The organism is Patescibacteria group bacterium (genome assembly GCA_040387855.1).
Classification (GTDB): Bacteria; Patescibacteriota; Minisyncoccia; order Phycocordibacterales; family JAKAEA01; genus JAZKCY01.
In genome coordinates this window covers 137,063-160,764 of record JAZKCY010000001.1, presented here as the reverse complement: position 1 = coordinate 160,764, position 23,702 = coordinate 137,063, and the positions used below count along the sequence as shown (strand labels likewise).

Below are 23,702 nucleotides of genomic sequence, written 5' to 3'. Positions count from 1 at the left end.
CCTATGAATTTGCTGATTTTTATCACAGGAGTATAATCGCAGCATGGGTAAACTCCCAGAAAAAGAAACCGTTGGCGATCATGCAATGTTTATTACAAAAATTGTAGCTTCCATGATTCCTGCTATTGGTGGGCCAGCATTAGAACTACTTGGTTTAGTAAATACTCCGCTCGAAACCCGAAAAACCCAATGGTTTAATGAAATGGCAGAGAGAATAAACAGACTTGAAGATGAATCTATATCAAAAGAAAAGCTGATGAATAATCCTGAGTTTATTACAGTCTTCATTCATGCATCCCAAATTGCTATTAGAAATCACGAACAAGAAAAACTAGATGCTTTAAAAAACGCAATAGTTAATACAGCAAGAAATATAACCATAAGCAATAATATGAAGCTGATCTTTTTATCATACATTGATAACATTACTCCTTGGCATATTAAAATTTTGCATTATTTTAGTGACCCTAAAAATGCTTGTATAACTAATGGAGTAAACCTTGATAAATATTCAATGGGTGGCGCAACAACATTTATGGAAGAAGTATATCCTGAACTTCGTGGAAAAAGAGAGTTCTACGATTTGATATATCAGGACCTTGAAGCAAAAGGGTTAACTTTAAAAGGCACGCTCCATGCCACGACTAGTAGTTCAGGTATGCTTGCGAAAAGGACAACAAACTTTGGTGATGAATTCTTAAGTTTTGTTTCTTAAATATAAGTTTTAATACCCCACCATATAAGGAGATTCTAACTTCATTAAACACAAAAGACTCAGATTTTCATCTGAGCCTTTTGTGTATTTAAGTTCTATACTCTTATTGACTTACAAAAACAGTAAGTGATTTTGAAACCTTTTGTCCTTTTTTACTTTCACACGTGAGCATATAGGTACTGGTAGCATTTAAATTCCCAGTACTTACGGCACTCTCAATTTCCACACTAGTATTTGCTGCGAAGTTAGGACCACTCATTGTACAAAATGCTGCATTTGTAGTTTTCCAAACCAATGTAGTAGATCTGATGTCACTTGTAATTTCATGAGATGTTCTAAATTCTGTAATCTCTGGAGCATCAATAAGTGTAAATGATTGATCACTGTCATCATAGCCTAAGGGTAGATATTCAGCTTCAGTATAATCTTGTCCTTCAGCATAATAGTAAATTCTCATTTTATATTGCCCAGGAGGAATCGTTTGATCAATAGTATTTTCAGTCATAATCATTGGTCTATCTACCACTGATTGGCTGTTTTGTTTTGGGACATATCCACCAAAACCATATCCCTTAAGTTTTGCACTATATATTGGGCTATTGGTATTAGTTCCACTCATAGGCATAAGCACAAGTTCAATTGCATTATAGGGAGAAGGTACCTTCCATCGAATAACAGGAATCTGTGAACCTATTGAATACACCTCACCTCCATTTGGAGTTATCACTGTGACATTTGCCGATGCTGATGTAGTTAAATTTTGTTTACATGGAATGCCGATAGAAGTAGCAGGTGCTGAACTTGAAAGACATTCAGCATCGAATGGTTTTTCCTGAGAAGGAGGTGCTGCTACCAATTGGGTATTTGTACATCCATTTTGTAAGTATGCTCGGGTCTTATTTTCAAAGTTTCCAACTTTCTGCGGAATACTTAAGTCGGTAGGAACAATTGAAAACTTTGCATGAAGTCGAGCTACTGCTTCGCGAGTAAATTCATCATAGACTCCCTTTTGAATATAATCTGCTCTTACGAGTAATCCCTGATCCATAAGATATCGTTGAAGTTCATAGACATCATCCCCCACTGATCCCACCACGAGGTTACGTTTGAGTGCTGCACAACTTATAGTTATTTTTTTAACAGGAGGTGGTGTTACTTTAACTTTTGCAGTTGTAGTAGCAGTAACAGTTGTCGTTGCTGTTTTAGGAGATGGTGAAGACGTACTTGGTATGTTTTCAGTACGTGGAGTTTCATTCAAAGGATTTTCATTTATTAATGTTTTTTTGATTTCTTTTTTGTCATTAACATTTGTATATACATATGCACCACCTCCAAGAGCAGCAACTACCAAAAAAATTATTATGACTGGAGCAAAACCTCTTTTATGATTTTTCATTTTTTTGAATTAGTATCAATAACTTTACCAATGCCGCTTTTGATATTTACAACTATATTAATTATCAACAAAATAATACCTACAAGTATTAGGGCAATACTTAGAAAACCCAATATAAAATTTGAAATTCCACACAGATCACCACAACCGCCATTTACTATTTTTTTAATAAAATAAAAATCAAAAAGATTGTAGAGTATCGCCAGTAATCCTCCAACGAGAAGCCCTTTACCAGTAGCAAATAACTTTGATGTTCTTTTAATGTATTTTTTTATAAATATTGCCGGCACAAATATAGTAATTAATAGCAGTAATAATCCTTGAATAAATTCAAAGATATCTTCTGCGGGTGCAGAGTAAAAGATATTAATATACCCTAACAGTAGAATTGTAATAATTACAATTACACTAATTATTTTCTTCATTTTACAATTATCTAATAGTTGAGCATAAAAAGCTATTTGATAATCTCTTGCCAATTCCCTCCCGTGACGTATTATCTTCTCCAGGAGGGATATTATGATTCTTACGTTGCTCACTGTCGTTCACGACGTTCCATTGGACCAGCGGCGAATGTTGTCGCCGATCATCTTCGGGATCATAAAAGCCCGAGGGTTCATCACGCTTAAAGTTGTACCATGGGATGTGAAGCTCAGTTCCCTGCCACACCACAAGCCGTGCCTTATCGACGCGACACTCTATACCGGATATCATCATCCGCCAACCTGGCCGAGAGGTTATCCTGATCTTGCGGATGCGTGTGAACCACTCGGGCATGTGGCGTTTAGCAGGGACAAGATTCTCAACCCGAACAGTCCAAAGAAGTGGTTCGATTATGATGTGCACAGCTATTTGGAAGTGCTCATCAATCGAGCCCGCAGTCTCACCCCGGCATGCTAGCGGGGCTTTTTATTACTTGCAGTCTTCTATTATTTTTTATATAACCAATGGCAGAAACCTTGGGAGCCCAAGGTAAGAACAGATTCCTATGCAGCCACCATAAGGTGGTAAGGAATAAACGTGAAAGTGTTACCCGCTTTGCATCGATTCAAAGACATTCCAGAACCATATGCGAGTTGGGGCTGGCATGAAGTCGGAGAGGTCATCGAGATCATCCGGAGATTCCGGGCAGATGAACGAGGGGTGATGGGTGTACATCCCAACGACCCTGATGAGCTCTACTCCGAGTTCATAAACTGCAACCCCAACGAAATGGGGCTGACCACCTACACCCCTGAGACGGGTAAGGTCGTGAACTTCCCCCACGAACGAACACCCGGGGAATTCAAGACGACACATTTCGTGCCTGCGAGATGGTTCACGATGATCAGGTTGTCGCTTCACATGCAAGATGAGTAGCCGCAAGAAAGCCGCGAGAGATTCAATTCTCTCCTCGACTCTCTTGCGGATTTTTATTTCTTTTAGATACTTTCACAATAAAATTGACAACTCATGTATTTTATTATAATTTCCTCTTAGAGTTCTCATCAAACAACCCTTGCCTTGGAGGCATTGTGAAATCGGGAAATCCTCAAGTGCGCTTGATCGGAACGGGGTTCACTGGTGACCAGAGGGAATGGTATCTTCAGGCACCAGAAGGAGCACGTAGGCTGGGTGAAGACATTGCCGGCGACTTTCTGGCTAAATTCGGTGTTCATGGAGGGAAAGCCGAATTTAAGGATGACACATCCTTAGTGCTGTCCTTACCCGTGACAGCACAGCATAAAGTTGAGACTGATGCGGACGATTTCGTGCGGGTCTTCGGCGACAAGCAACCTGGGGCCCCTACGTATTTCAAGATGCGCTCCGGTCCGTGCAAAGTCGTGGCGATGTATGAAATCCCTGACAGGGTCTTGTCCAACGCCACCAAGCTCGGGATGTTACCTCACTTCAAGAGCAGGCTGGAAGGCATCGGTGATTCCGAGTTTTCCTGCATCTTAAGGATCGAGGTCAAGGTGGAGACAAATGAGACGGTTGTCACGATTCTCGACATGGGGCAGATGGGATTCGGACACGTGAAGCTTTCGGGCGTAGACGTGCCAACAATTCTTAGAGGTTTCGATGTCATGGTACGTCATGTCGAGAAACTTCCGACCCAATTTCCTCTTAGTGAGGAATGAAGGGAAAAGATCGGTTAGGATCATCCAACCAACTTATTGCGAGAAAGCCGAGAGATTCACATCTCTATGCATCTCGCAGTTTTTTATTTATGAATATCCTACAAACAAAAAACACTTTATAATATATTTTATGCAAACCGCTATCCAACCTACCCCTAAGAAAATGAAGCTCTGGAGGAAAATAGTTCTTACGCTTATAACGCTCCTATTGATCGCTGTTATTTCTTTTGTAATCTGGGCAAAGCAAATTTACAAAGCCGATCAAACTAAACTTCAAGAATTTTTAAATACAAATAAAGATCTTATAACAGTAACTGAGCATCCAAAATACTGGGAGATTGCTCCTAATGCGACAACATCTACAAAAGGAGTTATCTATTATCCTGGAGCAAAAGTTGATCCTCAAGCTTACTTTTATAAATTAGAAAGTATTGTCACCAGCACTTCTTCTCCTTCTATATTGTTTGTTACTAAACCTCCTTTAAATCTCGCGATATTTAGTATTGGCCAAGCTGGTAAAATAATTGATACACATCCTGAAATAAAAACATGGACTCTTGGCGGTCATTCAATGGGAGGAGCAATGGCATGTGAGTATGCAAAAAATCATGCAGAAAAGTTTGAGACATTACTCTTAGTAGGAACCTACTGCAACAGCGATGTATCAAGTAAAAACTTTAAGGTAGTAAATATTCATGGTTCTCTTGATGGTGTATTAACTCCTGAAAAACTCTCAGCATATAGCAGCAATCTTCCAACGTCACAGAGAGACTTCCCTATTGAAGGAATGAATCATGCTCAAGCTGGTAATTATGGAAATCAAAAAGGAGATCTCATGCCTACAAAGAGTGATGAGGATGTAAAAAAAGAAATTGAAATGATATTGAATTCTGAGGTATAGGTACTTTTTATTTCTTTGCGATTCTGCTTTCAAATTAATATACATCCAAGATGGTATACTTTGGTTGGACCAGCACCAATTGCATTACAACGAAAGGAGGGTGTCATGATCACCCCAGTCAAGTTTCGGAAGCGTAGCGATTTTTTCTCTGACCTCAAAAAAACGGTGGATCGCTACTTTGCGATGACCAAGCGCAGTCGCCATGCTACTGCCGACCTCTACGTGAAGGCGGTCACGCTCATGCTGTGGCTAGCAGCGAGCTACATCGTGCTCGTATTCTTTGCCACCGCGTGGTGGCAAGCGATGTTGCTCGCCATGAGCATTGGATTGGCGATGGCAGGAATCGGGTTTTGCATTCAGCACGACGGGAATCATCAGGCGTTTTCAAAACACCGATGGATCAACCGTCTCGCTGCATTCTCACTCGATGCCATAGGGGGAAGTTCGTACGTGTGGACGCACAAGCACAACATCGTCCATCACACATACACAAATATTGCGGAGCATGACGATGACATCAATACTGGGATCTTAGGGCGTCTCGCGCCCACGCAACCCAGGCTTTGGTTTCACCGCGTGCAACACATTTATTTGTGGTTTGTGTACGGATTGGTTCCTGTGAAGTGGCAACTCTTCGATGACTTCCTCAACGTCATACGTGGACGGATCGGGAAATATCCGTTCGCGCGCCCACGAGGAGTGCATCTAGCAACGTTCATTGGAGGCAAGCTTCTGTTCTATACATGGGCGTTTGTCATCCCTTCGCTCTTCCATCCGTTCTGGCAGGTAGTGCTCGTGTACCTTTTCGCCAGTTGGTGTATGGGTGTGGTACTTGCCGTCGTATTCCAACTTGCCCATGTAGTGGAAGAAACAAAGTTCCCGCTTCCAGACCCCGAACAGGGAGCAATGGAAAATGCGTGGGCGGAGCATCAAGTGCTCACGACGGCCAACTTCGCTCCAAAAAACAAAGTGCTCACCTGGTTCCTAGGAGGATTAAATTACCAGATCGAGCACCACCTCTTCCCCAGGATTTCCCACATCCACTACCCCAAAATTTGCAGGCTCGTACGACGGGTCTGCAAACGCCACGAACTGACCTACCACTCACACGACACGATGTGGTTGGCCATTGTGTCCCACTACAGACTGCTCCGTTCTTTAGGTAAACCTCAAACTTGATTCGCCGCCTGTCTACACAATGTGTATGTAGTGCGGTTTTTTATTTAAAAACTATATTTGACTTATATTATTAAATATGATGTAGTACTGATGATCCGTTCTTTACTGGCAAGAAGTAACTGCATGTGCAGAAACTAAAAGCCAGTGCGCCCTGCAAGGAGAAACCATGTCACTGCTTCCCCGTCTGTCGTTCCTCATCGTCATGATCCTCGGCCTCACCATCGGCTGCGCGCCCCACAACGAGGGCGAGCGGTTGATGAAGGAGGCCCAGGAAAAAGCGATGACGAACCCGATCAAGGAATCGGGACCAGAAGTTCGAACGAAAGAATTTTCGGTTGCCGTTGATCGGACACTCAGCTCGCATGAGTATATCGAGCGTGGTACGTATGTGGAGGTTAACCCGCGAATTCCGCGTACAATTTCGGACACCACTCGAGCGAGCGCTGAAGAAACGATGGTCATGTTTTCGTTCGAACGCAGTATGCGTACGAACGACATCCTAAAGATCATCGTCGACAACGACTGCCGTCCGGCAAATCTCGTCGAGCTCTTGGCCTTCGGCGCCAAATACCCCGAGTTCCAGAACGACCACATCGTACTGGCACTTGGGGAAATGGTGTTTGATAAAACCAACACGAGCCCACCCCACGTTGGGTACAACCCAGTACTCATGAAGATTAGTAACAAGCGAGTACTCCAACTCGCTCCAAACTACTTCATGACCGGAGGGCAGGATCTCAGGGTCCCTTGGGAGAATACATGCTTCGCCGCAGTTCGCAATACATCGAAATAGCACTAAAGTCATTAGTGCTTTTTTTATAGTCAAAATAATAAAACAATATATATTTATTGACTTACGATATACGCCATGCTAAGCTCTTTATCATCAACTAATCATAGTTTTATGAATAAAGGATCAACATTATTTTTAAAAGCAGTCATTATCGTATTTGGACTCGCGGTACTCGCCCTCTGCATTTTTGCATTCCCTCACATATATAGAGGAATGGCACTTGAGTGGCCAGGAATTAAAGAGTCGCAACCTTTCGCATTTGTAGGACTATATCTCAGTGCTATTCCCTTTTTCATCGCACTCTATCAAGGTCTCAAGCTTTTAACATACATTGATAAGAACACTGCGTTCTCTCAGGAATCAGTGAATGCTCTAAAAACAATAAAGTACTGCGCAGGTAGTATGACCTTGTGTTATGTATTTATTATGCCGCTCGCATTTTTTATTGCTGATGGAGATGATGCACCTGGACTCATTCTTTTTGCAATGACGTTTGTATGTTCACCACTTATCATTGCCACCTTTGCAGGTGTACTACAAAAACTCTTACAGAATGTTGTTGATATTAAAAAGGAAAACGAATTAACTGTATAAACTATTTATGGCAATTATTATCAACATTGACGTTATGCTTGCAAAGCGAAAAATGAGCGTTACTGAACTCACAGAAAAAGTGGGCATTACTATGGCCAATCTTTCTATCTTGAAAAACGGCAAAGCAAAAGCAGTACGACTTACAACTCTTGATGCAATCTGCAAAGCATTAGACTGCCAGCCAGGTGATGTTTTGGAATATAAAAAATAATTACTACTTCTATGCAACCTATTGCTACTAAAATATTTATCTACGCATCTATAGCTTTCGGTATTATTGGCATCCTTCTAATTGCAACAACTCCTCCTGATGGTGATGGAAGCACCGTCTTCAACATTGTGCTTATTAGATTACTTCAAACTACTGTGTGTATTATTTTACCTTCATTTGCACTCAGTGTTGCCGGCAAATATCTAGTTAAATAAATCGACTGGCCTTTTTATTGGATTTTAGTACTATCATCTACGGTACCTTTACTGTACAAAACCGAGGAGGTATTGATGTCTGTGAAACTGCCAGCGGTTGAGTGTCTGTGGGTGTATGGAAGAAACAATCCCACGACCTCGATGATTTACTTCCAACGCGGACAGGCAAAGTTTAACCCAGGCCCACTGCCCACGTGGAAACCGGAAGTTCCCAACGACGAGCTACACTCGTTCAAGGCGTGGGACATGTGGATCGCTTTTGTATGCGGAATCATCATCGGTTCCGGTGAAGACTGGGCAATCATCAAAAATGATCCTGCCTGCTTCCGGATGATCAAGAAGTCGGTGTTTGATATCCCAGAAGTAAGAGATCGACATCGAGATTTCAAGGAAGCACATGTCTTACCGATTGAAGACATGCAGAGGTGTTCAGAGCTTTTGCGGATAGAAATCGGGCTAAGTATTTAACACCATGAGTGCGCGACAAACCATCGCGCTTCATGGTTTTTTATTTGCTAGTATATTGACTTTATATATATAATGTGGTATTTAAAAGTCTGACCGTCGATTGAACGGATTCAATTGTTCTTACAGAGAGGGTGTCGTGATTTCATCACTTGCAGCAAGTTCGTGGATTCCAACACTGTGGTCGGTAGTGCCGTTTGCGGTGCTGCTCGGCCTCATCGCAGTCCTTCCCCTCGTGAGCTTTACCAAGCATGCGTGGGAAAAAAACTGGGTGAAATTGTGCGTGATCCTCACGCTCGGCTTACCAGTTGCCATCTACGTGGCACAGCACGATCGAAACTTGATCGTGCATGCGGGGATCGAATTTGTGCAGTTCATACTGCTCCTCGCTGCGCTGTTCATCGTTGCCTCAGGCATCCACATCAAGGGTGATCTGCGAGCAACGCCGGGCCGCAATGCGATGATGCTTGCGAGCGGATACATCATGGCGAGTGTTGTGGGCACAATGGGTGCCTCGATCCTCATGATCTATCCACTATTGCGAAGCAACCAAGAACGAAAACACGTGCGGCATACTGTCGTGTTTTTCATCTTTTTGGTAAGCAATCTCGGAGGGTTACTCACTCCCCTCGGTGACCCACCGCTCTTCCTCGGCTACTTGCGAGGAATCGAATTCTTCTGGTTTGCCCGAAATCTTTGGGTCTACTGGTTGGTGAGCGGCATCGTGTTGCTCGCTGTGTACCTCGTGATCGACAAGTACTTTTACAACAAGGAGTCCAACGAAGATATTGCTCAAGACAAAGAGCATGTGGAGCCACTCATGCTCATCGGCCTTGGCAATGCAGTGCTCATGATGGTGATCGTAGGCAGTGTCATTGCGGTAGCGAGCCCGTGGCGTGAAGTGATCTTCGTGATCACCATCGTCATATCACTCGTGTACTCGAAGCTCGCGCCAATTGCAAAAGAGGCGCGACAAAAAAACAACTTCGAGTTCGGACCGATAGTGGAGGTGGCAGTCGTATTCGCCGGGATCTTCATGACAATGGTCCCAGCACTGCAGCTGCTGCAGCATTCAGGTTCGTCGCTTGGAGTGAGCGAGCCAGCACAGTACTTCTGGGCAACCGGTGTGTTCTCGTCGGTGCTCGACAATGCGCCGACGTTCCTGGTATTCATGTCGATGGCCGAATCGACAACGGGTTCGACCTCGCTTCCCCACCTGACAGCACAATCACCAGACCTCGTGAAGGCCATCAGTCTTGGCGCCGTGTATATGGGGGCACTCACCTACATTGGCAATGCGCCAAACTTTATGATCTTCGCCATTGCCAAACGGCGCGGGATCTCGATGCCTTCGTTCTTTGGCTACATCATCTGGAGCGTGAGCATCCTGGGTGTATTGTTCATCATCATCACCTTCATGCTCAAGTTCTTCTAATCCGCGACTCGTTCGCGGTTTTTTATTTCTCTATAACACTCTTAATTACCAAAATTATTTCTTGCGAGATATATTTTACGTCTACTCTTTTTCTTAAATTATTTATCTGTCGTATGAGAATCTGCTGGCCACACAATTCTTTTACTCTTTTAATAACGGCAGCTTCATCATTAAAATCAATAACACATTTTCTCAAATTAGACTCATTGAGCACTTCAGCGCATCCCATATTATTGTGTACAAGAACGGGAATACCAATACATGCTGCTTCGATTGGGACATTACCAAATGTTTCAAATAATGACGGGCATATAATTACCCCTTGAGTTGCATAGAATATCTTCAATTCACTAGGAGTCATACTTGGCAAAACAGTGATAGTCTTTGGGATTTTTCTACGATCAATAGATTGTACGTTTGTTACGATGGTTGCCTCATGCTTCCACTTACATTTTAAAAGCGCTTTATGTATTTTAATAAAACCTGCAGGATTTTTGATTTGAGCAAATCGGCCAACAAAAGCAATTCTATTTTCAACAGAAGATTCTGGTGATTTGTGCTGAGTAAACAATGGAGAAATTGGATTTGGAATCACCAATGCATTTCGTACTTTAGTAGAATTCACCACAGATCTTTGTACTTTTTCTTTACAAATAGTTGATGGGAAAATTACTTTGGTTGCATTGTGTACAACAGCTCGTTCCATATTCCACATCAAGTTCTTTTCTTTTACCGCAAAATGAGAGGTCTCTTGAGAAAGTACACCCGCATACCAAAGCACTACAGGGATCTTCTCTTTTTTACATGCGATAGATATGAGCCAGGGCATGTAATATGTGCCATTTAAAAGAACAACGTCAGGTCGTTCTTTTTGTAAAATTTTTCTGATGAGTAAGATTATGGGAGCAAATCTCTTTTCTAGATCAGCGAGATTCTTAGATCGCTTTATCATGACTCCAAGGGGATAATCGCACACGCTTATTACATGATGAGAAAACCATTCAGGACTCAAGTGTCTAAATAATGATGCTGATTTAAAGCTTCTGTTGCTATTTAATTCTATTCCAACAAAAGACACATCATTTGACCCATGAAGTTGATTGAGAAGACTAAGGTTTGTTGTGGTAATACCTCCCATTTGTTCACGGGTGATATTAATAGCTATTTTCATTACACACTAAAATACCACACTTTAAGTAATATGTCTAGATTAGAGTCTTTTATTACCTATTGGCCCTCTGATTTATACAAACTCTACCTTTGGAATATATCCCTTTCTATATGTATAAAAGATAGCTATCGCAATAAGGATGAGTATAACAATGCATGGATGAACCGGCGAGAATAGCACCGCAAGATCCCAAAGACTTACCCACTGCACCGCCACATATCCATTTACTGTTTCTACATTATTTGTAAATTGAGTATCTTGTTTTACAACACCATCTACTGTCTTTTTAGCCTGTTCAATATATGCAACGAGATTTGCATTCTGATTTGCATATGTTCTATTTTCTTTATTTAAGTTTTCTTGAAGTACTGATAGTCTGTAATTGAGAGTAGACTCTTCTGTCTGTAATGAAGCATACTCGTTTTCATCTTGAGCTGTGTTCATTCTTTGTCGTACTGAAACAAGTTGGCTTTGTACAGAAGTTGTATCTCGTTTGATAGAAGCACTAGCTTGAGCATGCTTAGCATCCAACGTCTTCTTTTCTTGTTCAAGCGTTGCAAGCGATGTCGTTGCTGCTTGCATATTTTGTTCTATCCCCTGCTTCTCTCCCAAAAGATTTTGTGATGAAACGGTTTCAGTATACAGCTTTGCATGCGTGATACTTTCGATCTGAGCTCTAAAATTTTCAAAAGTACTTTTTGGAACAACAAATGAAACATAGCCATGTTGTGGTGATGTTGATTCAGAATCAATTCGTCCCTCCACTTCTCTGATAGCGCCCTTCACATCTTTTACAACATCAGAAACATCACGAGTCTTAATATTCCCGTTGTAGCTTACTTTAAGAAATTCCCGTGTATCAGTAATGTCAGATGTGCCATTATATGGTCGTCCATATCCACCATCGTAAGGATATGATGTTGGTGATGAAGCGACACCAGGGATTTCAGAGTTGCGAAGTTCAACAGGCTTTAATCCCATAGTGCTCATAGACATTTGAGCAGCAAACAAGATAAGAGCTACAAGTACAATACTTCCAAACAAAACTTTATTACGAGATATTCGAACAACTTTTCGTGGTCGTGGTTCCATGATGATGAATTATGTATATTCATAAATCATATCATACTCAACAGTGGGACAAGAACTACCCTACCCATTCTCCACCCTTACCACTCTCTTCTATTTCTTTTCTTAACTTTTCTATTCTTTGTTCAACATCTGGTTGTGGAGATGCTGGATCATTTTCTTGCTCTTCTTCTCCTTCCTTTTCTTTTTTCTTTTTAATCTCTTCTTGAAGCTTCCTCTCGAAGTCTCCTGTCCCACCCATTGGCGGGATTGGTGAGGGTCCAAATTCACTCATAAAGTTACTAGTTATTTATAAAATGTATATATAGTATATCTAACTCTATATGAACGCCTCAAATTTCACCATATTATTTATAGATTGACAAATTTCATGTACTATGATAGTATTACCAATAACAAAGAGCTTGATTCGAAATCGTCGATCAAAAGAACATTCTATTTGTTTATTATCAATCACAATCAAACCAATGAAAGGATCAATCAAAAAGATCATGGACAAAGGATTCGGTTTCATCGCTCCAGAAGAAGGAGGAAAGGACATTTTCTTTCACTCTAATTCTCTTGTAGGCGTTAGTTTTGACGAACTACGAGAAGGTGACGCTGTTTCTTTTGATACAGAAGACACACAAAAAGGAAAGAACGCTATCAACGTTCAGCGAGCATAAAGCTCCCCTCAAAGAATCCCCTGCCGAAAGGTTGGGGATTTTTTGTTGCCTCTTTTGTTGTACAATAGACACATGCTCGAGTTTGAGAAAAAACACAAACGCGGAAAAAATACTTTTATGTATTTATTCTACTCATATGGATGGTGGCTTACAGGTATTGGTCTTGGTCTAATCTATCTCTCATGGGCAATGTATTTTGGCCACCTCAATACAGCAGCCACAGAATTCTTAGGAAACCATCCCGAATGGTTTATTGATGTAGGAATGCTTTCACAATGGTGTGTGCTTTTTGGTATCTCTTTTATCTTTGTTGCCTATCTCCGAGCAAATGTAATGTATCGTTCATATAAGTTTATTCTTGATGAGTATGCACTTCATCTCCACCGAGGAATTCTTTTTATTCATGAAACTACTATTCCCTATCAGCAAATTAGTAACGTACACATAGATCGCCCTTACCATTTTAGAATGTGTGGTCTTGCTCGACTTGATATCGTAACAAGCTCAGATAACAGCCGTGAAGAAATGCAGGCAAAAAACAGAAAGTTTCTTATTCCTATTATTGATATTAAAGTTGCTCGTAAACTTTCAAAAATACTATTAGAAGGTACGGTACACAACAATCAAGCACGATTTCGAAAAGATCTTAAAACCTTGGATTCCAAACAAGACATAGTTGAAGAAGAGGACACTGATGACTCAGATCATGATTTTGAGGATGACGAGGATGTACGCCAGGTACTGCGATAACCCTTGTAACATAGTACCTTCATGGATAGTTATATCTAATATCCATGAAGCATATTCAGGAATTTTTTATATTCGGACTTAAAGAGGCACAAGCCTCTATTTTTGCTGGGTCGTTTTTTGTTCTCCTTTTCTTATCAAACCATCTTCCCCTCTTTGGTCTAGCCCGCTATGACTTTCTATTCCTCGCAGCAGTTGGAATTCAGATTATTTTGTATCTTACAAAACTTGAAACAAAAGATGAGATAAAAGTTATATTTTTATTTCACGTCATTGGGTTTGCGCTTGAAGCTTATAAGACGCACCCATCAATTGGATCATGGAGCTATCCTGAAGAGGGTTTATTTAAAATTGCCGATGTGCCGTTATACAGTGGATTTATGTATGCTGCAGTGGGAAGCTATTTAGCTCAAGCATGGAAAATATTTAAAGCTGAACTTACTAGCTATCCATCATATATTAGCAGTTTACTTATTGGCATTATTATTTATATAAACTTCTTTACCAATCACTTTATTCAAGATATTAGATTTGTGCTTATTCCACTTATATTTATATTTTTTTGGAAAACAAAATTTCTGTTTACCGTAACTACTAAGCGCAGAAGTATTCCATTAGGCATAGCATTCATGCTTATTGCATTTTTCATATGGATAGCAGAGAATATTTCGACCTATCTTGGTGCTTGGAAATATCCTGATCAGATTCATGCATGGCAGGTTGTTTCATTCCAAAAGATAAGCTCGTGGTTTTTAATGGTTATTATTAGTTTTATTATTGTGGCCTATCTTAAACACGTTAAAAGATATAGAGTATCTAAACCTATATGAAATTATTTGCACTAGCATTTTTTATCTTTCTTGTTTGCTTCTCTATTTTTGCCTATGTAGGCACCATGCCTACTGCAATTAAAATGATCCCCTATTATGACTCTGTAGGACATTTTCTGTTATTTGGAATCCTTGCTAGTGCAGCAGATCTAGCATTGCAACGAAAAACCACTAAGATTTTTGGCTTTACTCTATCTCTTGGTATCACACTTGTGATTGCTTTCGCTCTCATAGATGAGAGCCTTCAGGTACTTTCTAGTTCACGTACCTTTGATCTTCATGATCTATCATTTGGTTTAGTTGGGATTCTTAGCTTTTATCTTTTGGGAAAATTATTCTCAACAAAAAACCCTCACATATAGTTGAGGATTTTTTATTCATGAGCTAGAGTCTCATATCCATAAAAGGTTCATCTTCATACCGTTCACCGGTAGCTTTTTCCTTTATACTTTGCATATCTGCCTTTGTTTGCTCGTAATCATTGTGGAGAGCTTCCTTAGGATTGTCTTTCAAATCTCGTAAGGTATCTTTTGCATGCACTTTATTATCATCTTTCATAAAAATGTAGTTAAAATAATAATCGCTCATAGAATATGAGACGAGCTCACGTGCGAAATATTACTTTAAAAAACTAGTTTGCAAAATTTTGTGTAAACATTTTCCCATAAATGCCTCCACTTATGACTCCAATGCCGACTCTGCCAAAATTTGGATCCAAAATATTCCTTTTGTGTCCTGGTGAATTCATAAGTCCGGTATGAGCAATACCAACAGTCTGAGCAAATGCTAAATTTTCTCCAGCAGTAATAAAGCTAGCTCCTCCAGCTTCCATACGATCGAATGGATCTGCTCCATCAGGATTTTCATGCGCAAAATACCCACGCTGCCACATATCACGAGAATGCTTTCGAGCGACTTCTACAATAGTACGATCGATAACAAGCGGCTGAGCGCCCACCTTCCTACGTTCCTCATTTACGAGATCAAGCATAGCCCGTTCTGCTTCTTCATCGATACTTACGGTTTTTGGCTTAAACGGAATTGAAACACTTTCATCTGGATTTGGACGAACACTAAAGTGAGTAAGCGATTCTTCTATACGGTTTCCAAACAACCGCTGAGCATAATCATCAAGCTTCGGAATTGTATTCATCACATATCCTCCAATCTGTGACTGCGATACGTTTTGCTTGATAGATGCTTGTACTGGCAAAATTGTTGAAAGCAATACCAGTAAGCCAATGAAAAGAAATCCATCTACAATTGCAGGTACAACACCAGCTATTTTATTTATTCGAGACAAACGCCATGCTTCAGGAATAAACTGGAAGATTCTTCGTAGTATCATACCCAAGAGGAGCTCTGCTAGAATAAATACTACAATAAAGCTAATTATATACACTATTTGAGATGGGACAGTTGTGATTCGTGCTACCAAAAGTCTACCTACATGTTGATATATGAGGAGCGAAATAAATAGGCCTCCTCCAAAAGAAACCAATCGTGTAAGTAACACTAAAAATCCAAGCTTGTATCCCCTGTACAAGTAGTACCCTAAGATTAAAATAAAAATAATGTCGCTATAATTCATCGTTGTATCGAATTGCACCATATGTACCTGTGTTTACATATGAACCTGGTAAAATCTCTCCATCTTTAACTAGTATATTTTTCAGATACCGCAACTGATCTTGTAACGTTGTGGTGATATCAGCAACTTTTTTTAACGCATCAGTATTTTCTGAATCCCCTTCACAATACCCATAATCAACATCTCTCTGAAGTTGGGCCAATTCTAAAGAGAACGAGTAGATACTTTGCCACATACATCCTGCATCTCCATCACGATATTCCATATAAATTTTCTGAGATGCAGTATCAAATCCCAAAATCTTTCTAGCAGCCACACCAGATGTAAGGAGCTTAACCTGTTCGGTTGTTAGTGAATATGCATAGAGATCAAGATTACACTGTGCACGGTATTCATTGCAATTGTCTCCAGCGAGGTAAAAAACTGTATCTTTATACACAAAAAAATCATTAAGTCGTGGTGAAGTAAAATATTCAACGGAGGTTACACCAGCAAGGCTTAGTGTTCTTAATTCTTTGGTAAGAAGGTTGAATGAAGACAACATACCTGTGGTGTTAATAAAGTAGAATTCATCACCTACAAGTTGACTTTGCGGATCATATGAATAAAGATCTACATATGAAAGCACAGTTTCTTTCTTTTTAGTGTCTGTAAATACGAGCACACCACGAGTGTTTTCCCAATTAGGATTACTGCCAAGCACATACGAGCTTGTGCGCAATGTAATTGTCCCCTGAGATGTATATACAATAGTGTACGGTTCTCCTGAAAGATTAATGCCAGATTTAATGAGACTTAAAAAATCAGTAATACATTCAGGATTAAGTGAGTTACCGTCTTTGCCTTTTACGGACAATACATTTGAACTAGTAGCTGTAGGAAAGTGCTCTATATATGCACCCATAATTGCAATCTCACTTTTAGAATCTTGAGGTCTCTCTTGATATGAAGTTAAGGTAAAATGGGAATTATCTATATATACATCACGTGAATCATTTTCATAAAAAGTCTCTGCAGATATATCAAGTCCTCCTGAATATTTTTCTTGTAATGCTTTTGTATCAAGTTTATTCATAGCTACAATACATCCACTTTTATGTTCTAAGGCAAATTGATCTTCCCCACTAAGCATCCATTGAGCTGGATAATTAACCGTAAAATTATATTCTGTATTTTTGTACTCAGTAGTTGGAATACTAGCTTGCTCTATAGGAGGTTTAGCCTTTGGTTCATTTGGAGCGACAAAATAATACATCCCTATTCCTGCAACTAGTGCAATAATAAGTAATGCGACAAGAGCAACTTGTGCTTTATGTTCTTTATAATATTTCAGCATATGTATAAGAGTACTATATAATACAAATAATGCGACAAAAAACATTTTACTTTGTACGACATGGAGAGAGCTTACTAAATTCAAAAGGCATCCGTCAGGGATCTGATGGCGGGCTTAGTGAAAAAGGCAAAGCTCAAGCACAAGCAGCAGGACAAAGTCTTTGTCATCTTCCTATTGATGTTATTCTTGTGAGTCCCTATGAACGCACACGAGAGACGGCAGCTATTATTAATCAGTCATTTCAACCTCCTAGAAACCTAGAATTTGTCGAGCTTCTCAAAGAACGACGTAATCCATCTGAAATTATTGGTAAATCCGTGGAAGACCCTGCAGTACGCCGAATTGTAGACACTATAGATAAAGCCTATCATAGCGATGAATTTAGATTTTCTGATGAAGAAAATTTCTTAGATCTTAAAGAACGCGCACGTAAAGCACTCTCTTACCTTGGCAAACGACGTGAGAAAAATATTCTTGTGCTCACACACGGAATATTTCTCCGTATGCTCATTGCATATATGCTTTATGGAGATGACCTTAATGCGTCATCATACAATGTGATGAGTTTCCAAAACGGAGCAAGTAATGCAGGGGTAACTATATGTCAATATGAGCGAGGCTGGTTTGGACCACCAAAAAATCAGCGTTGGAAGCTGATTTCTTGGAATGATCACACTCATGAACGAGGGATCCAAAGTCACACTATTTAATTAATTATACTTCTACGTCTTGCTTATTGAGCTTAGATCGAGCTTCATTTGTTGTGACAGGCTTGTTCATGACAATAAGTCGTACAATTGCCCATGCAATGAGCCAATATACAAACATAGCAAGCAATGTTGTCCATTCAAATGTTGAGCCTGCTACTTTTGATACTCGAAATACATTTAAAAATGGTGCGACAAACGGGTACGATAATGAGTAAATAAAGCTTGTAAAACCTGCAGCAGCATTTGCTCCCAATAATTTAAGTACAAATCTGAATAGCAATAGCGCTTCAAGTACATTTAAGATATACCAAACCACTTGTGTACCTCGATATAACGGCCGAACTCGTGCGTCTGATGTTGTTACATATTCCATATCTCTTCTATAACGAATGAGAATTGCTGTTCTTACAGAGCATGCTACAATATTACTACTAATATATTTACCCATGGAAACTGCAAATTCATTAAAAAAAGTGCTTCTCGTAGAGGATGATCCATTTTTACAATCACTTCTTGCACAGCGACTTGCAGCTAAAGGTTATAAACTCTTTTCAGCTAAAGAAGGAACCGAAGCATTAGCTATTGCAGAACGAGAAATGCCTGAAGTAATTCTCCTTGATATCCTCCTTCCTGGAATGAATGGCTATGAAATTCTAGAAAAGCTCAAGACAAATGCAAAGACCAAAACCATAAATGTAATTATGGTTTCAAATTTAGGCCAACAAAGCGATATTGATAAAGCGATAGCTCTTGGAGCTTCTAAATTTTTTGTTAAAGCGAACGTAACTCCTGAAGAGATTATTTCAGCAGTAGCTTAAGCCTTTGCAGGAAGGGGTAACACAATGTGGAAGACTGTACCTACACCTTCTTCAGTTTCAAACCAAATTTTTCCTTGATGCTGTTCAACAGCATTTTTTGTCATAAACAGACCAATACCACTACCGTTTGGTTCTGCTGAAACTGCATTGGCCGCCCGATAAAACTGTGAGAATATTCTCCCCTGTTCATTTGGTGGGATACCAATTCCATTATCTTTTATAGAAATATCAACAGTATCAGTATCTTTTGTAAGTGTAATTTCAACGAAACCATTAGGCCGATTATATCTTACGGCATTATCAAAAAGGTTTGTAAGAGCCATACCAATCTTTGATTTATCAAGATTGAGCATGATCTCTTGTTCGTATGTTGTATTATGAAAAGCAATCTGGACATTCTTCTCTCGCGCTCGCAACGTTTCTCCTGCAATCGAGGCATTGATAAGTTCAATAATATTTATTGGCTTAAACGAATAGCCATCAATTGGATTATCCTCTTTGGCAGAATTGAGAAGGTCATTAACAATCGTAACAATTTGATTTACGGCAACTTTACTTTGATCAATCAGATTTCGTGAGTCAGTGCTCATATTCTGATCCTGAGCAAGAATATCGAGTGCCCATTTTACACCTGTAGAAGGAGTACGAAGCTGGTGGGCAGCTACCGTCACAAAATTTGATTTCATATCAGACACATCTTCGGCATGCTGTTGCGCTTCACGGAGTTTTCGAAGCGTCGCATTCAAAATAAGAATGAGATTTCCTAATTCATCTTGTCTTGTAGATGCTATATCCACGTGAGTCTGCCCTTCTGATACTGAAGTCAGTGCCTGCATTGCATCTCGAATTGGCTTTGTAACATAGCGAGATAAGAAAAACGCCATGAGCGCAGAAAGAATTATGATTACAGGCAATACAGGTACAAGTTCTATATTAAGAAACTTTAGTACCTCCTGAAGGAGCTGATTCTTTTCTGATTCAAAAAAACCTGAGAAATATCCAATAACAATAATTACAACAACAAGTGAGAAACACAGGAGCATAAAAAAGATCTTTACTCCAATCGATTCTATAAAAGACACACGGTGAAAATATGGTTTAAGTTCACTACGAGGCTTTTTTTGTTCCCCTGATTCCATTACTCATGAGTATATCACAGAGCATTCCTTCATTGCCACTCAAAATAAATTGTGCTATAGTATGCCAACGTTATTAATTAACACTTACCCATCTGAGTACGCAACGAACACGAATCAATCACCAAATTCAATCCCCGGAACTCCGGGTTATTGGTGAGCAGGGAGAGAATCTTGGTGTTATCTCAACACGAGAAGCATTGGAACGGGCAAATTCAGCGGGACTTGATCTTATTGAAATTAGCCCCAATGCAAAGCCTCCTATTGCAAAGATCATGGACTACGGTAAGTTCCAGTATGCTGAAAACAAAAAGCAGAAGGCAGCTAAAGCAAAGTCTAAAACTACCGAGACTAAAAATATTCAAGTTAAGGTAGGAACTGGTGAACATGATCTTGATCTTAAGGCTAAAAAGGCCTCAGAATGGCTACGAGAAGGCCATCGAATTAAGATCGACCTCTTCCTTACTGGACGATCTAAGTTTATGGAATTCAACTTCCTCAAAGAGCGAATGGAACGGGTTCTCCATCTTATTACTGAAGAATATAAGATTGCCGATTCTCCTAAAAAGAGCCCAAAAGGCCTAACCGTAGTTATTGAAAAGAAGTAAAAGAGCCCTATACTCCTATATATTGACTAAATAAGCCTTTTATGCGAGTATACTAGTCACGTTAGAACAATTCCATGAAGACCAACAAATCATTTACAAAGCGAATAAAAGTGACCAAAAACGGTATACTCGTTATGCGAAAAGCCGGTCAAAACCACTTTAACGCAAAAGAAGGCCGACGATCACAAATGCACAAGCGACGAACCATGTCTATGGTTATGAAGAATAAGGCTATGTCTCGTTTCCTTGCAACCAGTAACTAACATCCACCACCATGTCACGAGTAAAGAAAGGCGTTAATGCGCTTAAAACACGACGAAATATATTAAAGCAGGTAAAAGGCTACCGCTTTGGACGAGGAACCAAAGAAAAGCAGGCATATGAAGCTATTTCACATGCTGGAGCTTATGCATTTGCTCACCGACGAGACAAGAAGGGTGACGCACGACGACTCTTTAATGTTCGAATCAATGCAGGTCTTGGTGAAGCAGGTTCATTTAGTAAGTTCATGGGAGCTCTAAAGAAACTTAACATCAATCTAGATCGAAAGGTTCTCTCACAGATCGCAGCTGATCATCCAGAAACATTCCAGAGAATCGTAGCTAAGGCTAAGTAATATCTTCCCTCTTAAACAAAAACACCCTGAGAAATCAGAGTGTTTTTGTTTAGCTGTATTTTCAGAAAGTCTTAGTAATTTTCTGGAATAATTCCTGCGTCTACAAAACTAAGATTATTTTCAATAGTGAATAATTCACCTGTCTTTGGATCATTCGAAATTAAACTGAACTTATATTCAAGTCCAGTTCCTGATTCATCTCTCTTCACTTCAATATGTACTTTTCCAGCTGCAGCAGTAACTCCCGGGTGGAATGTACTCACATCACTTACAGTATAATCATAGGTTAATGGTTCACCTTCATTAAGCATCTTTCCAATTCTTTCCTTATGCTTTGGACCATTAATCACTGGAGCTTCTATTGGTAGCCCGTCTGGTTCTGTTTCATAATGTTCTCCAGACATAGGTCCATTAGACATTAGCGCAATAACTCTCTCTCGAGCATGATCCATATCATACTGAGATATTTCAACTTTACTTGATCCTAAAGGCATTGATTCTGCTCCCATATATATCTAATTATAGTGATTAAAACCGATGAGGTAATTATATGCTCCTATTAATTTAGATCAAGTTCCACCTTCTCCCCTTGTCGTGGGAACTTTGCATTTACATTTAAGTAATCTCTTAACCGCTGCACTAAAAACAGCGCTGACTTTGGTTCACCCATAGCAACAAATACTTGCTTTACTGTCCCAGCAGTTTTTTCTACAAACTCTATTAAGTGATCAGAATCTTTATGAGATGAATAGCCCATAATGCTTTTTACTTCAGCATTAATGCGAATAGTCTGTTCATCAATGGTTACTTGCCGCGCCCCATCATGAATTTGTCGGCCCAAAGTACCTGCAGATTGATACCCTACCAAAAGCAGTGTTGTGTCATGCTCAGGTAAATAGTGAAGTTCATGGCCCACTACACGACCTCCATTACTCATTCCAGAACCAGCAATAATAATCTTTGGCCCAGCAATATGATCTAACCGTTCTGATTCATGCTTTTGTAAGGTGAATTTAAGTTTTGGGAAATCAAACAAATCATCTCCTTCTGCAATATACTTTTTAGCAGAATCTTTGAAATCATCTTTATAGAGCTTATAAATCCCCGTAATCTTTGCAGCCAATGGTGAATCAATAAATACTTTTATATCTCCAATATTTTCGCGTTCTATAAGGTGATTAAGTTCATAGAGAATATCTTGGGTTCGCTCAAGCGAAAATGCTGGAATAATAAGAGTGCGCTTGCGGTGGATGACATCTCGGATAATATCAGCAAACTTATTTCTACGCTCTTCTTTAGGTTCATGATTGCGATCTCCATATACAGATTCCATGACCATATACGTAGCATCTGTTACTGGATCAGTATCTCGCAAAAAGAGCGATGGTGAATTTCCTAAATCTCCCGTAAATACTATTTTTTTAGCGCTTCCCTTTCGCGAAATCTCAAACATCGCAGCACCCAATATATGGCCTGAATCTTTAAGATACACATTTATTTCAGGAGTAAGTGCAAAGTTTGTGTAATATGGAATTGTTTTCCAAAGACGCATTGCTTGTTCTAAATCTTTTTGCTCATACATCGGAAGAACGCCATGTCGCTGAGAACTTTCCATCATGAGGCGCATCGCATCAGGAAGCATCACTGATGTAATATCTTTTGTTGCAGGAGTAGAATAGATAACTCCTTTAAAGCCATCTTTAACAAACTTTGGAATTCTTCCAATATGATCAATATGGCCATGCGTAATAAGTAGGATATCTACTGTTGCTGGATCGTAGGCAAATGGATCACGATTTCGAGCATCTGCCAATTCACTCCCCTGCTCAAGACCACAATCAACAGCAATTCGTTTTATTCCTGTGGATGTCTCTATCTCTAATAAAAAATTAGCTCCTGTAACGGTGCCTACTCCACTGGCAAACGTTAAGAAAGCTTTTTGTTGTTCCATAATTGTTCTCTGCGAAAAATAATAATACTCATTACAATGGCAATAATTCCACCAGCAATATCACAAATAAGATCTCCAATACTATTACTTACAAAATGAAGATCGCTCAATGAGGTTGCTCCAATTCCATATTCAAAAAACTCCCACAAAATACCAATAATAAGAATAGCAGCCAATCCTACACTCGCAATCTTAAAGGTATCAGCTTGGGTATACTTTTTAGTAAACTGAAGAGTTACAAATGTTACCCAAAAGCCTGAAAGTGTATGCACAATACGATCATACCAATATAATCTCCAGTAAAACTGAAACTCAAATCCAGCCAAATGCAGCGTTGCAATAATTGCTACGACTATCAACAGAAATATGAGAGTATTCAATCGCTGCATAGGATTATTATACCAGAAACT

At 39.8% G+C, this 23,702-nt stretch carries 33 protein-coding genes; 20 read left to right on the top strand and 13 right to left on the bottom strand.

Annotation, left to right across the window (positions count from 1 at the left end; genetic code table 11):
• Positions 1 to 43: 43 nt before the first annotated feature.
• Complete coding sequence (locus V4519_00960) at positions 44 to 715, top strand: hypothetical protein (GenBank protein ID MES2436561.1); 672 nt, start codon at positions 44 to 46, stop codon at positions 713 to 715.
• Between the two features lie 103 nt (positions 716 to 818).
• Here the strand turns inward: V4519_00960 and V4519_00955 are convergent, their stop codons facing one another.
• Complete coding sequence (locus tag V4519_00955) at positions 819 to 2,111, bottom strand: peptidoglycan-binding domain-containing protein (GenBank protein ID MES2436560.1); 1,293 nt, start codon at positions 2,109 to 2,111, stop codon at positions 819 to 821.
• A complete protein-coding gene (locus V4519_00950) occupies positions 2,108 to 2,536 on the bottom strand; it encodes a hypothetical protein (protein ID MES2436559.1) in 429 nt (142 codons plus the stop codon). Before V4519_00950 ends, V4519_00955 begins: the two co-directional genes overlap by 4 nt.
• 613 nt (positions 2,537 to 3,149) lie before the next feature.
• Here V4519_00950 and V4519_00945 point away from each other — a divergent pair.
• From V4519_00945 to V4519_00900, 10 genes are all read left to right on the top strand, one after another.
• Complete coding sequence (locus V4519_00945) at positions 3,150 to 3,470, top strand: hypothetical protein (GenBank protein MES2436558.1); 321 nt, start codon at positions 3,150 to 3,152, stop codon at positions 3,468 to 3,470.
• A gap of 155 nt (positions 3,471 to 3,625) precedes the next feature.
• A complete protein-coding gene (locus V4519_00940) occupies positions 3,626 to 4,231 on the top strand; it encodes a hypothetical protein (protein MES2436557.1) in 606 nt (201 codons plus the stop codon).
• A gap of 130 nt (positions 4,232 to 4,361) precedes the next feature.
• On the top strand, positions 4,362 to 5,132 hold the full coding sequence (locus tag V4519_00935; GenBank protein MES2436556.1) for an alpha/beta hydrolase: 771 nt from the start codon (positions 4,362 to 4,364) through the stop codon (positions 5,130 to 5,132).
• A gap of 105 nt (positions 5,133 to 5,237) precedes the next feature.
• Positions 5,238 to 6,311, top strand: coding sequence for an acyl-CoA desaturase (locus V4519_00930; GenBank protein MES2436555.1), 1,074 nt, complete (start codon positions 5,238 to 5,240; stop codon positions 6,309 to 6,311).
• Between the two features lie 166 nt (positions 6,312 to 6,477).
• Positions 6,478 to 7,104, top strand: coding sequence for a hypothetical protein (locus V4519_00925; GenBank protein MES2436554.1), 627 nt, complete (start codon positions 6,478 to 6,480; stop codon positions 7,102 to 7,104).
• Between the two features lie 111 nt (positions 7,105 to 7,215).
• Positions 7,216 to 7,698: a DUF2975 domain-containing protein gene (locus tag V4519_00920; protein ID MES2436553.1), complete on the top strand. Its 483-nt coding sequence runs from the start codon at positions 7,216 to 7,218 to the stop codon at positions 7,696 to 7,698.
• Positions 7,699 to 7,705: 7 nt separating this feature from the next.
• Positions 7,706 to 7,909 (top strand): helix-turn-helix transcriptional regulator, encoded by a 204-nt coding sequence (locus V4519_00915; protein ID MES2436552.1) that lies wholly within the window; start codon positions 7,706 to 7,708, stop codon positions 7,907 to 7,909.
• An 11-nt stretch (positions 7,910 to 7,920) separates the two neighbouring features.
• A complete protein-coding gene (locus V4519_00910) occupies positions 7,921 to 8,124 on the top strand; it encodes a hypothetical protein (GenBank protein MES2436551.1) in 204 nt (67 codons plus the stop codon).
• An 81-nt stretch (positions 8,125 to 8,205) separates the two neighbouring features.
• A complete protein-coding gene (locus V4519_00905) occupies positions 8,206 to 8,592 on the top strand; it encodes a hypothetical protein (GenBank protein ID MES2436550.1) in 387 nt (128 codons plus the stop codon).
• 136 nt (positions 8,593 to 8,728) lie between these two features.
• Positions 8,729 to 10,024 (top strand): sodium:proton antiporter, encoded by a 1,296-nt coding sequence (locus V4519_00900; GenBank protein ID MES2436549.1) that lies wholly within the window; start codon positions 8,729 to 8,731, stop codon positions 10,022 to 10,024.
• Positions 10,025 to 10,046: 22 nt separating this feature from the next.
• Here the strand turns inward: V4519_00900 and V4519_00895 are convergent, their stop codons facing one another.
• The 3 genes from V4519_00895 to V4519_00885 all read right to left on the bottom strand — a co-directional run bounded on the left by V4519_00895 (position 10,047) and on the right by V4519_00885 (position 12,558).
• Positions 10,047 to 11,195 carry a glycosyltransferase family 4 protein gene (locus V4519_00895; GenBank protein MES2436548.1) on the bottom strand — a complete coding sequence of 383 codons (1,149 nt, stop codon included), beginning with the start codon at positions 11,193 to 11,195 and terminating at the stop codon, positions 10,047 to 10,049.
• Between the two features lie 72 nt (positions 11,196 to 11,267).
• Entirely contained in the window at positions 11,268 to 12,287 is a 1,020-nt protein-coding gene (locus V4519_00890; GenBank protein MES2436547.1) for a hypothetical protein, read from the bottom strand.
• Between the two features lie 55 nt (positions 12,288 to 12,342).
• On the bottom strand, positions 12,343 to 12,558 hold the full coding sequence (locus tag V4519_00885) for a hypothetical protein (GenBank protein ID MES2436546.1): 216 nt from the start codon (positions 12,556 to 12,558) through the stop codon (positions 12,343 to 12,345).
• A gap of 193 nt (positions 12,559 to 12,751) precedes the next feature.
• Between V4519_00885 and V4519_00880 the strand changes: the two genes are divergently transcribed.
• The 4 genes from V4519_00880 to V4519_00865 all read left to right on the top strand — a co-directional run bounded on the left by V4519_00880 (position 12,752) and on the right by V4519_00865 (position 14,888).
• Positions 12,752 to 12,949 carry a cold shock domain-containing protein gene (locus V4519_00880; protein ID MES2436545.1) on the top strand — a complete coding sequence of 66 codons (198 nt, stop codon included), beginning with the start codon at positions 12,752 to 12,754 and terminating at the stop codon, positions 12,947 to 12,949.
• A gap of 117 nt (positions 12,950 to 13,066) precedes the next feature.
• The gene (locus tag V4519_00875; protein MES2436544.1) at positions 13,067 to 13,699 is read left to right on the top strand and encodes a PH domain-containing protein; all 633 of its coding nucleotides are present in this window, start codon (positions 13,067 to 13,069) and stop codon (positions 13,697 to 13,699) included.
• A 44-nt stretch (positions 13,700 to 13,743) separates the two neighbouring features.
• Positions 13,744 to 14,526, top strand: a complete 783-nt coding sequence (locus V4519_00870) for a DUF817 domain-containing protein (protein MES2436543.1) — start codon at positions 13,744 to 13,746, stop codon at positions 14,524 to 14,526.
• Positions 14,523 to 14,888, top strand: coding sequence for a VanZ family protein (locus tag V4519_00865; GenBank protein ID MES2436542.1), 366 nt, complete (start codon positions 14,523 to 14,525; stop codon positions 14,886 to 14,888). Before V4519_00870 ends, V4519_00865 begins: the two co-directional genes overlap by 4 nt.
• Positions 14,889 to 14,910: 22 nt before the next feature.
• On the opposite strand, the gene V4519_00860 is transcribed toward V4519_00865, so the two are convergent.
• From V4519_00860 to V4519_00850, 3 genes are all read right to left on the bottom strand, one after another.
• The gene (locus V4519_00860) at positions 14,911 to 15,084 is read right to left on the bottom strand and encodes a hypothetical protein (protein ID MES2436541.1); all 174 of its coding nucleotides are present in this window, start codon (positions 15,082 to 15,084) and stop codon (positions 14,911 to 14,913) included.
• Between the two features lie 73 nt (positions 15,085 to 15,157).
• Positions 15,158 to 16,117, bottom strand: coding sequence for a CvpA family protein (locus tag V4519_00855; protein MES2436540.1), 960 nt, complete (start codon positions 16,115 to 16,117; stop codon positions 15,158 to 15,160).
• Positions 16,107 to 17,453, bottom strand: a complete 1,347-nt coding sequence (locus tag V4519_00850) for a hypothetical protein (protein ID MES2436539.1) — start codon at positions 17,451 to 17,453, stop codon at positions 16,107 to 16,109. Before V4519_00850 ends, V4519_00855 begins: the two co-directional genes overlap by 11 nt.
• Before the next feature lie 29 nt (positions 17,454 to 17,482).
• Between V4519_00850 and V4519_00845 the strand changes: the two genes are divergently transcribed.
• Complete coding sequence (locus tag V4519_00845) at positions 17,483 to 18,163, top strand: histidine phosphatase family protein (protein MES2436538.1); 681 nt, start codon at positions 17,483 to 17,485, stop codon at positions 18,161 to 18,163.
• Between the two features lie 4 nt (positions 18,164 to 18,167).
• Here V4519_00845 and V4519_00840 read toward each other — a convergent pair whose 3' ends face one another.
• The gene (locus tag V4519_00840) at positions 18,168 to 18,536 is read right to left on the bottom strand and encodes a YggT family protein (protein ID MES2436537.1); all 369 of its coding nucleotides are present in this window, start codon (positions 18,534 to 18,536) and stop codon (positions 18,168 to 18,170) included.
• Positions 18,537 to 18,609: 73 nt separating this feature from the next.
• Here V4519_00840 and V4519_00835 point away from each other — a divergent pair, with 73 nt between their 5' ends.
• Positions 18,610 to 18,981, top strand: coding sequence for a response regulator (locus V4519_00835; protein ID MES2436536.1), 372 nt, complete (start codon positions 18,610 to 18,612; stop codon positions 18,979 to 18,981).
• Here the strand turns inward: V4519_00835 and V4519_00830 are convergent.
• Positions 18,978 to 20,120, bottom strand: coding sequence for a HAMP domain-containing sensor histidine kinase (locus V4519_00830; protein MES2436535.1), 1,143 nt, complete (start codon positions 20,118 to 20,120; stop codon positions 18,978 to 18,980). The two genes, V4519_00835 and V4519_00830, sit on opposite strands and share 4 nt — an antisense overlap.
• Before the next feature lie 92 nt (positions 20,121 to 20,212).
• Between V4519_00830 and infC the strand changes: the two genes are divergently transcribed.
• The 3 genes from infC (at position 20,213) to rplT (ending at position 21,341) form a co-directional block, all read left to right on the top strand.
• Positions 20,213 to 20,725: a translation initiation factor IF-3 gene (infC, locus tag V4519_00825; GenBank protein ID MES2436534.1), complete on the top strand. Its 513-nt coding sequence runs from the start codon at positions 20,213 to 20,215 to the stop codon at positions 20,723 to 20,725.
• A 74-nt stretch (positions 20,726 to 20,799) separates the two neighbouring features.
• Positions 20,800 to 20,988: a 50S ribosomal protein L35 gene (locus V4519_00820; protein MES2436533.1), complete on the top strand. Its 189-nt coding sequence runs from the start codon at positions 20,800 to 20,802 to the stop codon at positions 20,986 to 20,988.
• 11 nt (positions 20,989 to 20,999) lie between these two features.
• Complete coding sequence (gene rplT / locus V4519_00815; GenBank protein ID MES2436532.1) at positions 21,000 to 21,341, top strand: 50S ribosomal protein L20; 342 nt, start codon at positions 21,000 to 21,002, stop codon at positions 21,339 to 21,341.
• Positions 21,342 to 21,412: 71 nt separating this feature from the next.
• Here rplT and V4519_00810 read toward each other — a convergent pair whose 3' ends face one another.
• The 3 genes from V4519_00810 to V4519_00800 are packed head-to-tail and all read right to left on the bottom strand — an operon-like array spanning position 21,413 to position 23,681.
• Complete coding sequence (locus V4519_00810; GenBank protein ID MES2436531.1) at positions 21,413 to 21,850, bottom strand: hypothetical protein; 438 nt, start codon at positions 21,848 to 21,850, stop codon at positions 21,413 to 21,415.
• A 50-nt stretch (positions 21,851 to 21,900) separates the two neighbouring features.
• On the bottom strand, positions 21,901 to 23,292 hold the full coding sequence (locus tag V4519_00805; protein MES2436530.1) for an MBL fold metallo-hydrolase: 1,392 nt from the start codon (positions 23,290 to 23,292) through the stop codon (positions 21,901 to 21,903).
• Complete coding sequence (locus V4519_00800) at positions 23,268 to 23,681, bottom strand: hypothetical protein (GenBank protein ID MES2436529.1); 414 nt, start codon at positions 23,679 to 23,681, stop codon at positions 23,268 to 23,270. The genes V4519_00805 and V4519_00800 overlap by 25 nt, the downstream gene beginning before the upstream one ends.
• Between the last annotated feature and the right edge of the window lie 21 nt (positions 23,682 to 23,702).

Bases quoted from the DNA above. Each gene is read 5' to 3' on its own strand.
- V4519_00855 (MES2436540.1), bottom strand. From the start codon at position 16,117: ATGAATTATAGCGACATTATTTTTATTTTAATCTTAGGGTACTACTTG.
- V4519_00860 (MES2436541.1), bottom strand. From the start codon at position 15,084: ATGAAAGATGATAATAAAGTGCATGCAAAAGATACCTTACGAGATTTG.
- V4519_00915 (MES2436552.1), top strand. From the start codon at position 7,706: ATGGCAATTATTATCAACATTGACGTTATGCTTGCAAAGCGAAAAATG.
- rplT (MES2436532.1), top strand. From the start codon at position 21,000: ATGTCACGAGTAAAGAAAGGCGTTAATGCGCTTAAAACACGACGAAAT.
- V4519_00850 (MES2436539.1), bottom strand. From the start codon at position 17,453: ATGCTGAAATATTATAAAGAACATAAAGCACAAGTTGCTCTTGTCGCA.
- V4519_00810 (MES2436531.1), bottom strand. From the start codon at position 21,850: ATGGGAGCAGAATCAATGCCTTTAGGATCAAGTAAAGTTGAAATATCT.
- V4519_00890 (MES2436547.1), bottom strand. From the start codon at position 12,287: ATGGAACCACGACCACGAAAAGTTGTTCGAATATCTCGTAATAAAGTT.
- V4519_00895 (MES2436548.1), bottom strand. From the start codon at position 11,195: ATGAAAATAGCTATTAATATCACCCGTGAACAAATGGGAGGTATTACC.
- V4519_00800 (MES2436529.1), bottom strand. From the start codon at position 23,681: ATGCAGCGATTGAATACTCTCATATTTCTGTTGATAGTCGTAGCAATT.
- V4519_00935 (MES2436556.1), top strand. From the start codon at position 4,362: ATGCAAACCGCTATCCAACCTACCCCTAAGAAAATGAAGCTCTGGAGG.
- V4519_00870 (MES2436543.1), top strand. From the start codon at position 13,744: ATGAAGCATATTCAGGAATTTTTTATATTCGGACTTAAAGAGGCACAA.
- V4519_00920 (MES2436553.1), top strand. From the start codon at position 7,216: ATGAATAAAGGATCAACATTATTTTTAAAAGCAGTCATTATCGTATTT.
- V4519_00950 (MES2436559.1), bottom strand. From the start codon at position 2,536: ATGAAGAAAATAATTAGTGTAATTGTAATTATTACAATTCTACTGTTA.
- V4519_00960 (MES2436561.1), top strand. From the start codon at position 44: ATGGGTAAACTCCCAGAAAAAGAAACCGTTGGCGATCATGCAATGTTT.
- V4519_00865 (MES2436542.1), top strand. From the start codon at position 14,523: ATGAAATTATTTGCACTAGCATTTTTTATCTTTCTTGTTTGCTTCTCT.
- V4519_00910 (MES2436551.1), top strand. From the start codon at position 7,921: ATGCAACCTATTGCTACTAAAATATTTATCTACGCATCTATAGCTTTC.
- V4519_00845 (MES2436538.1), top strand. From the start codon at position 17,483: ATGCGACAAAAAACATTTTACTTTGTACGACATGGAGAGAGCTTACTA.
- V4519_00875 (MES2436544.1), top strand. From the start codon at position 13,067: ATGTATTTATTCTACTCATATGGATGGTGGCTTACAGGTATTGGTCTT.
- V4519_00880 (MES2436545.1), top strand. From the start codon at position 12,752: ATGAAAGGATCAATCAAAAAGATCATGGACAAAGGATTCGGTTTCATC.
- V4519_00840 (MES2436537.1), bottom strand. From the start codon at position 18,536: ATGGAATATGTAACAACATCAGACGCACGAGTTCGGCCGTTATATCGA.
- V4519_00830 (MES2436535.1), bottom strand. From the start codon at position 20,120: ATGGAATCAGGGGAACAAAAAAAGCCTCGTAGTGAACTTAAACCATAT.
- V4519_00925 (MES2436554.1), top strand. From the start codon at position 6,478: ATGTCACTGCTTCCCCGTCTGTCGTTCCTCATCGTCATGATCCTCGGC.
- V4519_00885 (MES2436546.1), bottom strand. From the start codon at position 12,558: ATGAGTGAATTTGGACCCTCACCAATCCCGCCAATGGGTGGGACAGGA.
- V4519_00955 (MES2436560.1), bottom strand. From the start codon at position 2,111: ATGAAAAATCATAAAAGAGGTTTTGCTCCAGTCATAATAATTTTTTTG.
- V4519_00820 (MES2436533.1), top strand. From the start codon at position 20,800: ATGAAGACCAACAAATCATTTACAAAGCGAATAAAAGTGACCAAAAAC.
- V4519_00930 (MES2436555.1), top strand. From the start codon at position 5,238: ATGATCACCCCAGTCAAGTTTCGGAAGCGTAGCGATTTTTTCTCTGAC.
- V4519_00805 (MES2436530.1), bottom strand. From the start codon at position 23,292: ATGGAACAACAAAAAGCTTTCTTAACGTTTGCCAGTGGAGTAGGCACC.
- V4519_00835 (MES2436536.1), top strand. From the start codon at position 18,610: ATGGAAACTGCAAATTCATTAAAAAAAGTGCTTCTCGTAGAGGATGAT.